12 protein-coding genes, 1 tRNA gene and 1 pseudogene are annotated in these 14,705 nt (G+C 70.6%); 5 read left to right on the top strand and 9 right to left on the bottom strand.

Annotated elements, in window-relative coordinates; genetic code table 11:
- The 5 genes from ACFW48_RS30950 to ACFW48_RS30930 form a co-directional block, all read right to left on the bottom strand.
- Positions 1-612: putative T7SS-secreted protein (locus ACFW48_RS30950; RefSeq protein ID WP_386320396.1), on the bottom strand; the 612-nt coding region annotated here is incomplete at its 3' end.
- 2 nt (positions 613-614) lie between these two features.
- Complete coding sequence (locus ACFW48_RS30945; protein WP_386320394.1) at positions 615-920, bottom strand: hypothetical protein; 306 nt, start codon at positions 918-920, stop codon at positions 615-617.
- Between the two features lie 193 nt (positions 921-1,113).
- The gene (locus tag ACFW48_RS30940) at positions 1,114-2,601 is read right to left on the bottom strand and encodes a hypothetical protein (protein ID WP_386320391.1); all 1,488 of its coding nucleotides are present in this window, start codon (positions 2,599-2,601) and stop codon (positions 1,114-1,116) included.
- Entirely contained in the window at positions 2,598-4,031 is a 1,434-nt protein-coding gene (locus tag ACFW48_RS30935; protein ID WP_386320388.1) for a KGGVGR-motif variant AAA ATPase, read from the bottom strand. The genes ACFW48_RS30940 and ACFW48_RS30935 overlap by 4 nt, the downstream gene beginning before the upstream one ends.
- The gene (locus tag ACFW48_RS30930; RefSeq protein ID WP_386320385.1) at positions 4,031-4,507 is read right to left on the bottom strand and encodes a hypothetical protein; all 477 of its coding nucleotides are present in this window, start codon (positions 4,505-4,507) and stop codon (positions 4,031-4,033) included. The genes ACFW48_RS30935 and ACFW48_RS30930 overlap by 1 nt, the downstream gene beginning before the upstream one ends.
- A gap of 294 nt (positions 4,508-4,801) precedes the next feature.
- Between ACFW48_RS30930 and ACFW48_RS30925 the strand changes: the two genes are divergently transcribed.
- Together ACFW48_RS30925 and ACFW48_RS30920 are read left to right on the top strand one after the other, a co-directional pair.
- Positions 4,802-5,236, top strand: coding sequence for a hypothetical protein (locus ACFW48_RS30925; RefSeq protein WP_386320382.1), 435 nt, complete (start codon positions 4,802-4,804; stop codon positions 5,234-5,236).
- Between the two features lie 64 nt (positions 5,237-5,300).
- A complete protein-coding gene (locus ACFW48_RS30920) occupies positions 5,301-5,645 on the top strand; it encodes a hypothetical protein (RefSeq protein WP_386320381.1) in 345 nt (114 codons plus the stop codon).
- 60 nt (positions 5,646-5,705) lie between these two features.
- Here the strand turns inward: ACFW48_RS30920 and pglW are convergent, their stop codons facing one another.
- On the bottom strand, positions 5,706-10,139 hold the full coding sequence (pglW, locus tag ACFW48_RS30915) for a BREX system serine/threonine kinase PglW (RefSeq protein WP_386320378.1): 4,434 nt from the start codon (positions 10,137-10,139) through the stop codon (positions 5,706-5,708).
- Between the two features lie 173 nt (positions 10,140-10,312).
- Here pglW and ACFW48_RS30910 point away from each other — a divergent pair, with 173 nt between their 5' ends.
- From ACFW48_RS30910 to ACFW48_RS30900, 3 genes are all read left to right on the top strand, one after another.
- Positions 10,313-10,585 (top strand): hypothetical protein, encoded by a 273-nt coding sequence (locus tag ACFW48_RS30910; protein ID WP_386320376.1) that lies wholly within the window; start codon positions 10,313-10,315, stop codon positions 10,583-10,585.
- A 209-nt stretch (positions 10,586-10,794) separates the two neighbouring features.
- On the top strand, positions 10,795-11,178 hold the full coding sequence (locus tag ACFW48_RS30905; protein WP_386320373.1) for a LysR family transcriptional regulator substrate-binding protein: 384 nt from the start codon (positions 10,795-10,797) through the stop codon (positions 11,176-11,178).
- 147 nt (positions 11,179-11,325) lie between these two features.
- The gene (locus ACFW48_RS30900; RefSeq protein ID WP_386320371.1) at positions 11,326-12,276 is read left to right on the top strand and encodes a MerR family transcriptional regulator; all 951 of its coding nucleotides are present in this window, start codon (positions 11,326-11,328) and stop codon (positions 12,274-12,276) included.
- Between the two features lie 147 nt (positions 12,277-12,423).
- Here the strand turns inward: ACFW48_RS30900 and ACFW48_RS30895 are convergent.
- From ACFW48_RS30895 to ACFW48_RS30885, 3 genes and pseudogenes are all read right to left on the bottom strand, one after another.
- A tRNA-Lys gene (locus tag ACFW48_RS30895) sits at positions 12,424-12,496 on the bottom strand.
- Positions 12,497-12,630: 134 nt separating this feature from the next.
- Positions 12,631-14,166 (bottom strand): amino acid permease, encoded by a 1,536-nt coding sequence (locus tag ACFW48_RS30890; RefSeq protein WP_386320368.1) that lies wholly within the window; start codon positions 14,164-14,166, stop codon positions 12,631-12,633.
- Positions 14,167-14,294: 128 nt separating this feature from the next.
- A pseudogene (locus tag ACFW48_RS30885) lies at positions 14,295-14,705 on the bottom strand (RNA helicase); the annotation flags it as partial.

Here is a 14,705-nt window from a genome sequence, read left to right as displayed (position 1 = left end):
CCTCGCCACGAGTACGGCGATGCCCGCGGCGAGGACGATGCCGATCCCGATGCCGGAGACGAAGATCGCCGCGATGGCGAGGGCCGTGGCGACGTAGCTCGCGACCTCGATGACGACCTTGAGCCAGTCGGCGTTCTTGTCGATCCAGTCCTTGACGTTGTCCCACCAACTGTCGGTCAGCGGGTCGTCGTCGATGGCCTTCTCGATCAACGACGCGTAGTGGTCGGCCTGGTGGTGGTACCGGTCGGTTGCCTTCTTCAGGTCCTTCTCGGCCTGCTCCTTGTCCGACTTCGCCAGGTCCAGCGCGTCGTCGGCGGCGTCCTGAACACTGCGCAGGTCCTCAGCCCAGCCGGACAGGTGCTTCTTCACACCCTCGTAGCGCTCCGCCGTCTGGTCCAGCTTCTTGCCCAGCTCTGCGGCACCCTCGGTCAGTTTGTCCGAGTACTTGCCCTTCAGGCCCTCTTTCTTGGCGATCTTGTGGAGTTTCTCGGCCTGGTCGCGCAGCTTCTTGGCGACCTTTTCCATGTGGCCGACTTCGTCCTCGATGTCCTTGACGGAGCCGGGAACCGGATCGCCGTCCGCCAGCGGCTGCCAGTCGACAGGGCGAGCCATCGCTACTTCTCCTTCGCCTTCTTCTGCTTGACCTGGTTCGCCAGGTCACGGTCGAGGTCCTCGAAGGCCTTGCGGGTCGAACCGACCCAGCCGCCGATCTTGCCGATCTCCTCGACCAGCTCCTTGCGGTGCCTGTCCCAGTTGTCGACGAAGGTCGTCATCGCCTTGACCATGCGTTCCGCCCCGACGACGGCCCGCAGCTCCTTCTTCCAGTCGTCGATCCCCTCGAACTCACCCTGGATGGAGCGGAGCTGCTTCTCCGTCGCCTTGAGCAGCGTGATGTCGACCGTCAGGTCCGACTTGCCCACTCGTGTCCCCGTTCTCCGGCTTGGCGAGCCTCCGGGCTGCGCCGCTGCTTACCGCGCCGCACAACCCGCGCACGAGCGACGCGCATCGGGACATGACACTGCATGGTCCGCGCCCCGCAACGCAACCCTGCCCCGCAGCGGAAGCCATCCCCAGGCAACTCACGGCCCGGCACCGGACTATCCACGCTCCCGGCTAGTGCTTCGGCCTCGGAACCCCGCCCCGGCGCCCCAGCCCGAAAGCGATCCGGTACACGTCGGGCAGGTCCAGCCGGCCGTCGCTGCGCGGTTCCGTCATCACACCCAGGTCGATCAGCTCCCTGACGAGCCGAGGCAGGTCGTCCGGGTGACGTGGACCGGTGCGGACGTGCTCGGGCCGGTCGGCCTGCACGTAACGCGCCGCGTCCTCGGCCAGCACGTTGGACAGGCCCGCGTCCTTCCACAGCTTGAGGACGATCGACTCCTCAATAGGCACCTGACAGCCGACCAGCGGCTCTATCGCCAGCTTCACCCACGGCGTGTCCTCGCCGACCTCCTTCACCCGCCGCTTCGACGCGTCCTGCACACCCACGCGGATCGCCTCGTGATGCAGGGCACGGTCATGCGCCGGGTTCGTCGAGCGCGTCGCGTCCGCGGCCGTGGCCAGGGCTTGGAGGAAGCTGCGGGGACTGGCCTTCCCCTTGCCGTCCATCAGGTGGTTCGGCAGCCAGGTGTACGGCTTGCCCTTGCGGTAGTTGCCGCCCATGAACGGGTCGGCGATCTTGCCGAAGAGCGCCTCCTGGACGAAGGCGTCGTTGCGCAGCAGCATCGGCGGGTCGTGCCGCGTCCCGGCCACCGCGGTCTCCCAGCCGCCGGTGACCTCACGGAACCGGCGCGCCAGCTCGGGCTCGTCCTCGTCCTCGTTGCCCAGGCAGTGGAACATCAGGCCGTACAGGTCCGTCTGCGTCCACTCCAGGGCCGCCGCGTAGCCGGACAGCTTCGACGCGTCGGCGAAGGCGGCCTGCGCGGACTCGAACATGTCGGGGCGGATGAAGACCTTGAGCCGGATGTTGCGCGTACCGAACCGCATCTCCAACGCCAGCCGCAGGATGCCCACGACCAGTCGGTCCGCGTGCGCGCGTTCCGGATGCAGGTGTTCGAGGGCGTCGAAGAGGAGCAGGTGGACGATCTTCGCCGCGTGGGCCTCCTCGTCCGCCCGCTCCAGGGTGCGCTGTGCCGCGCCGGGATTGGCACGCACCCACGCGGCCTTGTCCCGCCACTCCAGCAGGTCCCGCAGCTCCTCCTGCCCGAGCGCCGTCAGCAGCACCGCGTACCAGATGTAGTACGGGTCCTCCTTCGCTTCGACCAGTCCTCGGAGGGCGGGCGGCCCCGGGTACAGCTCGGACCGCAGGTCCAGTCCGTGCCCCGGGTGGACCTTCAGACGGCGGAGCCGATTGATGCGGTACTCACTGGCGGCCAGCTCGCGCAGTCGCTCGTCCAGGAGCGTGTGGTACCAGAAGGTCTTGCCGACTCCCCGTCCGCCCGGCACCACCACGTTGTCGACGTAGAGAGCGGTGCGGTGGGAGTCCGGCATGAACAAGGTGTGCGCGGTCGGCCGGCTGGTGTCGGCGTGACCGGACTCGCGCAGCGCCGCCGACAGAAGGTCACGGTACTCGTGGGCGGTGAGCGCCTCCTCGTTCGTCACTCTCGCGATCCTCCCTGGTCCCGTCCGACGGACAACTCCTGCTCGATCAGCGGAGTGGCCGCGGCCAGGAAGTCACGGTACGCGGCCTGCACGAACGCGCGGTCCTGCCAGCCCGGCGCGTTGATCGCGTCCATGCCGACCAGGCCGGGTTCGAAGAGGATGGGGATGGCCCAGTGCGGTGCCTGGTCATCGGTCAGCGGTGGGGCGAAGACGTCGTCCCGCGCAGCTGCCACGGCGTCGGCAAGCGCGTCGTCGGCATGCACGTCGACCGCCTCGACCGTGTCGTAGAGGACCTCGTCGAAGCACTCGAAGGCGCGCTTGCGGAAGGCCGTCAGATAGGTCTCCATCGAATGGTGCACGGAGTCGGGCACCATCGAGGCGACCATCCGCAGCCTGCTCCGGATGCGCGCCGCCTGACCCGTGGTCTGCCAGGCGGTGAACAGGTCCTTGTAGCCCATCCACGTCTGGTCGTTGTTCCCGGCGAACAGCAGGGCCAGGTCGCTCAGCCGGGAGATCGCGACGGCCGCGACGTCGTGGATGCCGGCGCGGCTGTCGAGGAGGACGACGTCCGGGCGGCGGCCGGTGTCGCTGTCCCGTTCCATCGTGTCCTCGCAGGCACACACCGCCCGCTCCAGCCGCTCCGCGAAGGACGTGTCGGCGGTGTCCGCGTAGACGCGGTTCAGTTTGTCGACGTACGAGTAACGAGCGTCCCCCGTGCCGCTGCCCCGGGCCGGGGCCACCCACAGCTCTCCGTACCGGCCGTCCGCCGCGCGGGGTGGGGCGTAGGGGGTGCGGGCCACGATTTCCAGGCCGTCGGCGTTGCCGACCGCGTCCTCGACCAGGTGGTCCACCAGCCCGTGCGGAGGCAGCTCGCGGCCCATGAGGAGCGGGCCCGCCCCGGGGGATTCCAGGTCGAGGTCGACGACCAGCACCGCATGGCCCCGGTCGGCCAGGTGCCGGGCCAGTACGGCCATCGCCGTTGTACGACCCACGCCGCCCTTGAACCCGTACAACGCGGTGCGGTGCGGGCGGCCGTCGTCCCCGCTGTCCGGCATGCTGACCATGGCCCAGTCCTCGCCGACGACGGTGTTGTCGATGAAGCGGACGGAGTCCGGACCGCTCGGGCCGTCCTGGTCGGCCACCGCACGCGGCGAGCCCAGCAGGGTGTCCGCCGAGAACATGTCCGAGGCCAGCAGCACGGGCTGGCCGGACCGGTACCGTCCCAGCCCGTCGGAGAACACCGCCTCCCAGCCCGCCACCAGCCCGCGTACCGCGCCCTTGTCCTTCCCGGAGTCGTCGACGACGAGCGAGAAGCGCCCGAGCACGTCGCGGACCAGCACCACGGGGAAGCCTTGCCCGGCGACTTCACGGGCGGCTTCGAAGGCACGCTCCCGGGCCTGGTCGAAGCGGACGGGGAGCGCGGCGGACATCAGGGAAGCCTTCCGTTGAGCAGGGCCTGTTCGTGCAGGACGAGTATGCGGCGGGCGGCGTCGCAACGGCGTTGCACCACTTCCGCCTGGGCGTAGGTCCCGTCCGAGTAACGGGTGCTGACGTGCCATCGTCTGAAGACACGCAGATCGCCGTCGAGCGCTGCGTGCAGCGGCGCGCCGGTACGGCCGTGTGCCAGCAGCTTGATCTCCCTGACCAGTTCGTTGATGTGACCGAACTGGAGGGTTCGGTCAGGATCGTCCTCCGGCGGAACCGGGTGCGCGATCTCCGGCTTGTTGGACGGACCCATCTCCACATCCGTGAAGCGCAGCAGCAGACTCTTGATGGCGCACTCCGCCGCGAAACCGTAGAGGTGGTCGGCGGTCGGCAGGCGGCTGTCGCGGTGGACGTAGTCCGCGTCCTCGAAGTGACGCTTCGCCGCCTTGGCGAAATGATCCTCTTGTAAGGTCTCCGGCACATTCGGATCCTATCGGTGACCATCACCTGCCCTCCAAGATCGACTGCCGCCGAACCAGGCCCGCGCCGACAGCTGTTGATGGTTCCGGCGAGCAATGAACTCCTTTCGGCGCTTTGCGGCCAAAGGGTCAACAGCGGCTTGAAACCTCTCTTGTTCCCTCCGAACGGATCATGTTGGGCTGTACGCGACCCTGGACCAGGGGTCAGCCAACGTGTCTCCGCTGACCACGGGGGCCATCGTCACAAGGGGGAAAGCTTGCCTCGCCTCGCTTTCAACACTGCTGGCGCAGCACTGGTGACCGCTGTCGCCGCCTCGGCTCTGCTGGTACCGGCCACTTCCGCGTCCGCCGCGCCCGACCCGGACGGCCGGGCCGTCGGTGTCGCCGTCGACAGCATCGACGCCACGTGCAGGAGCCACAGCCGGAACTACGTGGTTCGCAAGTACTACCGTGGCCCGCAGTTCTACACGCTGCGCTGCGGCACCAAGACGTGGGGGTGGAAGCACATCAAGGCCCGCCACGGCTGGAACGCGACCATGGACAAGAAAATAAGCACGGCCATCTGGTCCGGAAGCGCCAACGGTCGGGGCGGGTACTCCACCTACACCAACTCCTGCCCGCGCATCGAGAAGTTCCGGACGATCATCGGTACCCCGGCCGGAACCAACGACCTGCTGACGGCGTACAAGGTGAACCAGTCGGCGGCAGCCGCCACGGCCGCCAAGTGCTGAGCGCCGGTTGAGCGCGAGATGCACGCCGACCCGTGCTCACGGGCCGGAAAGTGAAGGGATACGCATGACTGCGCAGACGCCGGCCGAGCGGGCACTGGCCCGCTCCTACACCACCGGTGACGGCAGTGTGCGGTTCGGCATCACCGGACTGTCGGTCGAGCGGCGTCCAGGAGGCCACGCCCTGCTGGCGTACGACCTCACGGTGGAGCAGCCGGGCCGGCCGGACGAGCGCTGGACCGTCGGTCTGCCCTGGGAGGACAGCTCCTTCACCGACGTCCTCGACTCACCGGTCCCGGACCCCGTTCGCCTCCAGCAGTTCGTGCACGTGGTTCGTGCACTGCTGGAGGAATGGTGGGACACCAAGGGGTACAACCGGCAGTCGGCAAAGCTGGGGCGCCGCCTGTCCTGAGCTTTTTGCCTTGAGAGGCCGGCCCGTCGTGCCACAACGGGCCGGCCGTTCGGCATCGTGTCAGCTCCGTCCCGCCGGCTGGTCAGCCACCGCGTCCCCAGTCTTCAGATCCTTGAGGAACAGCCCCTTCAGCGGCTCCCACTCACTCCTGCGGTCCGGGATGTCCACCGTCCGCCCGTCCAGCGCGGGCGACGCGTCCGGATCCTCCATGGGCACCAGCAGCCACAGCCCATGAGGGATGTCGGCCGGGCGGCGGGCGAAGTCCTGGAGCCTGACGAGCAGTTCCCGGCCTCCAGCGGTCCAGTACCGGGCGGTGAGCGCGGCCTCATGAGCGAAGAGCACCGTACGCGGGCCCGACTGCTCCGCCAGGGCCACGGCCCGCTCTGTGACCCGCTCGGTCGCGGCCCGGGCGTAGGAGGCGAGGCCCGCGCCGATCGCGCCCGAGGTGGCGAACGCGGCGTCCGCACGCAACAGTGCCTGCCACTCGACGCCGTTCTCGGCGGCCAGCTCCCGCAGGGCCGTGAGGAACAGATCGTCCAGCGACACCGGCACGACCTCGAAGCGCTCCGCCAGCCGGTCCGCGACCCCCGGAAGCTCGGCGGCCTTGACGGTGAGGGCGAGGAACCCGCCACGCCGGCGTGCCGCCTGCAGCCGCGCCGCCATGATCCGACGCGGGTCGTTGCCCAGGGCCAGCTCGCCCTGTGCGGCGGCGACGAGCGTGCCGGTGCTTGTGAGCATGGACACCGACGGTTCGTAACGGCTGCCGTCGGCCTCGCGGATCCGGGGCATGAACCGCTTGCGCTGGTGGTCGTAGGTGAGCGGGAAGTCGGTCTGGGCGAGGGCCTCCTCCAAGTCCACGTACGTGGTGTCGGCCAGGACCTCCAGGCCGGGGAAACGGGCACGGATACGGGCGACCAGGTCCGCGACGCCTATGCCGGCGTCGGAGCGCACGCCCGCGGGGGCCTGGGAGATCCGCAGGGCACGGACCAGATCCAGGTCCAGCGGGAAGAGTTCCAGGCGCGGGGAGACGGAGACGCCGGGCGACATGGCTGCCGCCAGGTCGACGAGCCGGGTGTCCGCGATGGCCGTCATGCCCTCCGGTGCGGGCACCTCACGCAGCTCGCGCAGTACTGTCGCCCGGCCCGGCAGAGGGTCGCGGCGGGCGACTGCGACGGCCGCCTCACCCAGCATCGTGGCGTAGTCCGCGAGTTCGGCCGGGGTGGGGTCGTCGGTGCCAGGCTGGTCCTCAAGGGCCAGCAGGACCCGCCCACCGCGCCGCAGGACCGCCAGCCGGGCCGGCGGCTCGGCGTCGGGGCCGGTGATTTCCTCGCGCTTGCGGTACTCCACCTCCGCCGCGGCCCGGACCACGGCCAACGCCTGTGCCAGCGTGTCGGCGGGGTCGCCGTCGCCCGCCCCGTGCCGGGCGCGCAGGTCCACGGCAAGTTCCTCGGCGGTCATGACCCTGCCCTGTTCGGACAGGATCGCCACCATCTCGTCCCGTACCCGGCGCAGCCACCCGATGGCCGACCACAGCTCGACGGCGGCCTGCTGGTGATGGGAAACGGTGGTCTGGGTGATGCCCAGTGCGCGGGCGATGGCCGACTGCGCGGGCCACAGTTCCAGCCGTTCGGCGCCCGGCAGCTGGAGCATGGCCCGTACGACGTCGGGGCGGGGCTTCGTACGGCGCTTGCCCTCCGGCGGGGTGAGCCGTGCGGCCAGCGTTTCCACGGACTCCAGCGCGTCCTCGGGCGCGTCCGCCGGGACGGCCGCGGCGGGCCGGGCGGCACGCTTGCGCAGGGCCTGCGTCCACTGGCGGTGGCGGCGGTTGAGCTCCTTGCGGATCACGTTGCCCGCGCCGCGGGCGCGGGAAATGGTGTGCGGGGCGATGTCGAGCAGTGCCCCGACGGTGGACGCGCCGAGGGCGGCGGCGACGGACACGGCGCGCGGGGACAGTCCCGCGGCATCCAGCGAAGTGCCCGGCTCTGCCGCCTCGGCGGCCCGGTCGCGGGCTTCCTCGATGTCCTCGACGGTCATCCCGACCGTGGCGGGGGTGGTGGCGGGGGGCGCCTTGTCCGCCGTACGGAACAGGCGTCGCCATGCCTCCTGCATCTCGCGCAGGCTGTCGTAGCGCTGCTCGACGTCACGGTGCAGGGCACGCTGGAAGAAGTCGCTCAGGCCGTCGCGGAGCGCCTGGTCGAACAGCTCGCCCGCGACATGCAGTTCGGCGTCGGTGGCCGTGAGCGGGTTGCCGTGGCCGTCGCCCCACACCGGGCGCTCGCCCGAGGCCATCTCGTGCAGCGTGACCGCCGCGGCGTACCACTCCGCGTGGTCGTCGTAGCGTTCACGCCTGCTGCCGCCCAGGAACGGGTCGAGGTAACCGCGCGTACCCGCGTGCAGGTCCTGGTCGGGCGCGTCGGCCAGCGAGAAGTCGAACAGCATCAGCTGCCAGGAGCCGTCACTGCGCTTGAACAGACCCAGGTTGTCCGGCTTGATGTCCCGGTGCCGCACGCCGCGCGCGGAGAGGCTGTCCAGGGCCTCGAACAGGTCGTTGCCGAAGCGCTCCAGCTGGTCGTAGCCGAGGGCTCCCTCGCCGCGCAGCCTGGAGCCGAGACTCACCGGCTCACGGTCACCGGCCGGCCGGAAGCCACCCGCGTACTCGATCTCCAGGATCATGCGCCCGCCGAACTCACGCGGCTCGGCCAGCAGCTTCACGATGCGTCCGCCGCCGACCTCCTTGAGAGCCGCGGCCTCCGCGGTGAGCCGGGCGTCCTTCTCGTGGTCGAGCGCGACCTTGAACACCCTCGGGGAGTCCGCCTCGCCGCCCGGTTCGCCCTCCGTGCGGCGCACCAGAAGGGCGCGCGCCGTCGCACCGGTGCCGAGCACCCGAGCCACCGTCCAGGTGGCGTCGAGCGGCTGGCCCGGCTGCACCGTCAGGGGGTCAGGGGCCGCCGCCCCGGCCGGCTCGGGTGCCGCGGCGTCGGCCTCGGCCGCGTCCAGCAGCCGCAGGAACTCCTCGGCCGACGTCAGCCGGTCCTGTACGTCGGCCGCTGTGGCGCGGAAGACCAGGGAATCCAGGGCGGTGGACACCCCGTCGGCGACGGCGTACGGGTGCAGGCCGCCCTCCTCCCGCAGCCGGTCCACCAGGGCGCTGCGCCGGTCGGCCGGCGGGCGCCCGGTGAGCAGCAGATACGCGAGGCTGCCCAGCCCGAACACGTCGAGGTCCACCGGGTCGGCGAACTCCTGATCGGTTTCGGGGGCGAGGTACACCTGCGCCACGTCCGCGATCAGGTCCCCGTCCAGCGGAGTGTCGCCGAGCGTGTGGTGCATCGTGGTCTTGAAGTCGCGGGCGGCGGTCTGCCAGTCCGCGATGCGCAGCACCGGCTCGCTGCCGTCCTCCCGCGCCGACACATACACCGACCGGGCGGACAGGGCACGGTGGTAGAGCGAGCGGTTGTGGGCGTAGCGCACCGCCTCGGCGAGCTGCCGGACCAGGTCCGTCCGGGCCTCCGGGCTGAGTCGGCCGCCGTAAGCGTCCAGGTAGGCGTCGAGGCGCAGGTCCGACCTGCGGTGCCGGAACAGGATCGCCGGACCGCTGACATGCTCCTGAATCTGCACCGCCTGCACGATGCCGCGGTGGTTGATGCCCTGCAGCACGTGGTACTCGCGGCGAGCCGCCCGGTCCACCTGGTCCCGCTGATGCTGCGAGGCGGCCTCTCCGGCCAGGTAGATCCGCACCCGGCCGTTCTCCCGGACCAGGCCGTCGTCGCGCTCCGCGAGCCGGTCCTCCCAGCCCGGGCCCGCGTCCAGCGCACGGGGCTCCAGCCGCCAGTCGTCACCGAAGCGCAGGTGCGCCGTCGAGTGGCTGACCCCGATGCGCTTCATCAGCTCTTCGAGCAGCCGACTGGTCTGCGGGGTGACGCGCCAGCTCTCGCGCTCGGGCGGCAGGCTCAGCAGCCCGCCCCAGATCCCGGGCAGACCGCTCCCGCCGCCATCACGTCCGTAGACACCGGTCCGTTGGAACTCGTCGAGGCCACTCACCAGGTCGGGATCGTGGAGGAAGACGGCCGGTTTGATGAAGGGGACCCGCCTGGGATCCTCGTTCATGGCGCGTGCGGCGCGCGCCAGCTGGTCCTTCAGCTCCTTGGCCTTGAGATCGGTCAGGTGCAGGGGGTTCTTGATCGTGCGCACCCGGTCGTCGTGGAACTGCCAGGTGTCTCCGTGGTTCACGACCCGGCCCGGGTGGCCCTTCAGTTCCAGCAGATACACGCCGCCGGGTACGGCGATCAGCAGGTCGCACTCGCTGACCCGGCCGGAGGGACCGGTGAACTGAAACGTCGCCCACGCCCGGTAGGGCTCGGCCTTCGGCATCCGCTGCCGGACGTGGTCCAGCCCCTCCTGTTCCCACGCATGGCCACTGCGCCTCGGCTGGAACCAGCGCTCGCGCACCGGAGGTGGTCCGGGCTTGGGAGCGGACGGCCGCGCGGCTGGCGTCACTGAGGGCCTCCTCGAGCAATGGGACGTGGGTGCAGGACGGAGGCCTCGGGCCGCAGCACATCAGGCGACCGGGCCTGCCCGCGCACGCGCCGCGCCTGACCTCCAGCGGCATCTTAGTGGCAGGCGTTTGCCCGATTGACCGCATATCGGGAATATGTGGTCGCCTGAGAGCCGTGCGAGAAACCCGCGTCCTCGTGCGCGGGGCGCCGACGTGTGGCCGCACGGGGAGGGCGTCTCCGGGCCTCAAGGCAACACTCGGCGGCGCGGTCGCGGGCGGCGCGGTCGCGTCGGTCCTCAGCTCACTGCTCACCGCCGACGACGGACAGGCACCCGTCGAGCACGCCTGCGTGGTGCTGTGGCTCGTCGCCGGAGGGTGCGCCCTGGCCGCGGCGGGAGCGGTCACACTGGCTCAGCGTGAGGAGGGTACGGGGGCCACGGGACCATAGGGAAGCCGCCCACAAAAAAGTCCACAACCCGCCCCCTGGACCGCAACCGGCCTCACCGTCTCCCACGACCGCGTCGACGCCGGGAGAGCGCCTGCTTACGGTGCGGGAAACGGCTGCGTGCCGGTCGCAGCGCGGTGGAACGGGACCGTCACCCAGAACATCTCGGTCAGCCACAGCGCCATGCCCGGCGTCCAGCTGCAGGAGTTCCGGTGCGCGAGAAGGACCTGGGCGGCGGTCCGGCGCTGGTCTCCGAAGAACGCGTCCTCGCCGTCTCCTCGGCACACCCGCTCGCCGCGCGGGACTCGGTGGCCATGGAGGACCTCGCCGACATCCCCCTGCTCACGATCGAGGGCCGACTGCCGGACTACTGGCTGGAGCAGCACGTCCCCACGCACACACCGGGCGGGCAGCCGATCGCGCGCGGGCCGGCGGTGACCAACACGCAGGAGGCGTTGATGCTGGTCGCGGGCGGCAGGGGTGCGCTGCTCGCAGCCGCGCACACGACGACGTACTACGCGCGTCCGGGCGTCGTGTACCTCCCCTTCGTCGACGCGAACCTGTCGGATACGGCCTGGTGTGCGGGCCGGGAATGACACCAGTGCGGTAGAGGCGTTCGCCGGCGCGGCCCGCAGGGTGGCGCGGGAAGTGACGTGGGAGGAACCGCGGACAACGCTGCCGGCCTGATGCCTCCCGTACGGCGGCTTGACTCTCCAGTGACTGGAGACCGGAGAGTGTGCGTCATGAACGGCGCGACGCCCCCGCACTCGATCGGTGAACTGTCGGCCCGCACCGGCCTGCCGGTACGGACGATCCGGTTCTACTCGGACACCGGCCTGCTGCCACCCACTCACCGCACCCCGGCCGGCTACCGCCGTTACAGCGACGCGGCCCTGAGTCGACTCCACCTCATCTGCGTCCTGCGGGAGCTGGACGTCGACCTCGCCACCGTCCGCCGCGTCCTGGACGGTGACCTCCCCGTCGCCGAGGTCGCCGCCGCGCACGCCGACGCCACCGCCCTCCAGATCCGCGTGCTGCAAGCGCGGCAAAGCATGCTGCGTCTCGTTGCCCAGCGCGGCTCGAGCCCCGAGGAGACAGTTCTCATGCACCGCCTCTCCCGCCTCACCTCCGACGAACGACGGCGCATGGTCGCCGACTTCATCGCCGGCCTAAGCACCGACACTCCCCGCGCCCGCAGCGGTGCCGCGGCCCTGCGCACCGCCCTGCCCGATCTCCCCGACGTACCGTCCGACGCCCAGCTCGCCGCGTGGGTGGAGATCGCCGAACTCATCGCCGACGACGGCTTCCGCGCGCGCATGGCGCATGCGGCGGTCCCGCCCGCCGACGAGGACGCCCTGCCGGGTGTGGCTCCCGAGACGGTGGCGGAGCTCATCCCCTTCGTCAGACAGACCGTCGCCGCCGCGAGGGCCGCGGACATCGACCCGGACGATGACGATGCCGTCCCGTTCGTCGACGCCGTCGTGGAGCGCTTCGCCGCCACCCTCGGCCGCCCTGACGGCACCGAACTGCGGGAGTGGATGGCCCGGCAGTTCGAGGCGGGACACGACCCGCTCGTCGAGCGGTACTGGCGCCTGGTCTGGATCGTCAACGACTGGCAGGTGGTTCCCGCGCACCTTCCCTTCCAACCCTGGATGGTCAAGGCCCTTCGCCGCCGGGACTCCATCGCCCGCTGAAACGGCCGCCTTACCCATCGCGCCTCCGGGCGGTAAGGGGCGCTTTCGCTCACACACGAGCCCGGAAACGAGTCAGCGCCCGAGCCGGCCGAGGCCGACCCGGGCGCTGTGCAGCAGGTCAGAGGGCGTATGCCCGCCTGCGAACCGTAGGCCCTGTGGGACTCGAACCCACAACCAATGGATTAAAAGTCCACTGCTCTGCCAATTGAGCTAAGGGCCCAGGCGGTGTGTCACGCGGTGGTGCGTGATGTTGCCATACCGAGCATAGCCCGACGCGGCCGGGACGCCGATCGGGTATCGGGGTCCCGGCCGCGTCGCGCCGGTGTCGAGGGACGCGGACGCAGGACGCGGTGGTTACGGGTCCACCGGCTCGGGGGCGTTCGCGCGGGCCGCGGCGCGGGCCCGGGTGCGTTCGTGGTCGGGGTTGAGGAACCAGTGACGGGCCGAGGCCAGCCACCAGGTCGCGGCGAAGCCGAGGACGACCAGGACGGCGATCGGCGCGTAGTTGAAGGTCTCCCAGGTGACCGGGGAGACCTGCGGCAGCATGAACAGGACGGTGATGACGCCGACCCACGCCACCGCCACCACGCCCACCGCCTGCGACCAGCGGCCCAGATGCCAGGGCCCGCGTTCGAAGGCGGCGCCCTTGCGCACGCGCAGCAGGGTCGGGATGACGTACGCGATGTAGAGGCCGATGACGGCGATGGACGTCACCGCCGCGTACGCCGTGACGTTGATCAGGTAGGGCAGGCCGAGGACCAGCGCGGCCAGTGCCGCCAGCCAGACCGCCGCGACCGGTGTGCGGGTGCGCGGGTTGACCGTGTGCCAGATGTGGGAGTAGGGCAGCGCGCCGTCGCGGGAGAAGGCGTAGATCATGCGGCTGTTGGCCGTCACCGACGCCATCCCGCAGAAGAGCTGCGCTCCGATGACGACGAGGAGGAGCAGCTTGCCGGCGGTGGCGCCCAGTGCGTCGAGCAGGATCTGGGCGGGTGGCGCGCCGGTGGGGGACGTCAGGGCGCCCTCGTAGGACTGGATGGCGAAGGTGAAGCCGAGGAGGAGGACGAAGCCGGCGATCCAGGACGTCCAGATGGCGCGGACGATGCCCTTCGGGCCGGCCGTGGACGCGTCGTGCGTCTCCTCGGTCATGTGGGCGGAGGCGTCGTAGCCGGTGAAGGTGTACTGGGCCATGAGGAGACCGATGAGGACGACGTAGACGCCGCTGCCCCAGCCGGTGTTGTTGACGAACTCGCCGAAGACGAAGGACGCCGACTGGTGTTGGTCGGGGGCGAAAGTCAGCGCGCCGACGATGACCGCGACGCCGACGACGTGCCACCAGACGCTGATGCTGTTGAGGAGGCCGACGATGCGGACGCCGAAGGTGTTCAGCAGGCCGTGCAGGACGAGGATGGCGGCGAAGAGGAGGATCGTGCGGCCGGGGGTGACCTCGAAGCCGAACTGGAGGTTCAGGTAGGCGCCCAGGAAGGACGCGGCGCCGAAGTCGATGCCGGCGGTCACCGCGACCTGGCCCAGCACGTTGAACCAGCCCGTGAACCACGCCCAGGCGGCCGCCGTACGGGGCGGCGCGAGGCGGTGGGCCCAGAAGTAGAGGCCCGCCGAGGTCGGGTACGCCGAGCAGATCTCGGCCATCGCCAGGCCGACGAAGAGGGTCATGAGGCCGACGGCGACCCAGCCCCACGTGATGACGGCGGGGCCGCCCGTGTTCATGCCGAAGAGGTAGAGGGTCAGGCAACCCGAGAGGACCGAGATGATGGTGAAGGAGACCGCGTAGTTGGAGAACGCCGACATGCGGCGGGCCAGAACCTGGGTGTAGCCGAGCTGGGCCAGCCGTTCCTCGTCCGACAGCCCACTCGCCTTGGCGTCATCTGTCATGCCCCCAGCAATTCCCTCTCGGCGGGCGTGACATGCGTCACTCAGTGGCCTGAACAAAGCGCCTGAACAAAGCGCCGTGGCCTCCACCCGGTAGGGCGGAGGCCACGGCGCGTTCAGACGTTCAGACGTCAGCCGTTGCGCTTCCAGCGCGGCTTGTCGTCACGGCGGCCGAAGGACGAACCCCGGTGGTCGTCACGGCGGCCGAACGGACGGTCGTGGCCGCCGGAGCGGAAGCCGGGGCGGTCGCCCTGGCGGTCACGGTTGAACGGACGGTCGCTGCCGGGGCGGTCGCCCTGGCGGTCGCGGTTGAACGGACGGTCGCTGCCACGGTGCCCACCACGGTCGCCGCGGTCGTCACGGCGGAAGCCACCGCGGTCACCGCCGCGGTCACCGCCGCGGTCGTCACGACGGTCGAACGAACGGCCACCACGGTCGCCGCCACGGTCGTTACGGTCGTCGCGACGGAAGCCGCCACGGTCACCGCCGCGGTCGTCACGACGGTCGAAGGAACGGCCGCCGCGGTCGTCACGACGGTCGAC

The organism is Streptomyces sp. NPDC058812, from assembly GCF_042744565.1.
GTDB lineage: Bacteria > Actinomycetota > Actinomycetes > Streptomycetales > Streptomycetaceae > Streptomyces > Streptomyces thinghirensis.
This window is presented reverse-complemented; position numbering and strand designations above follow the sequence as displayed.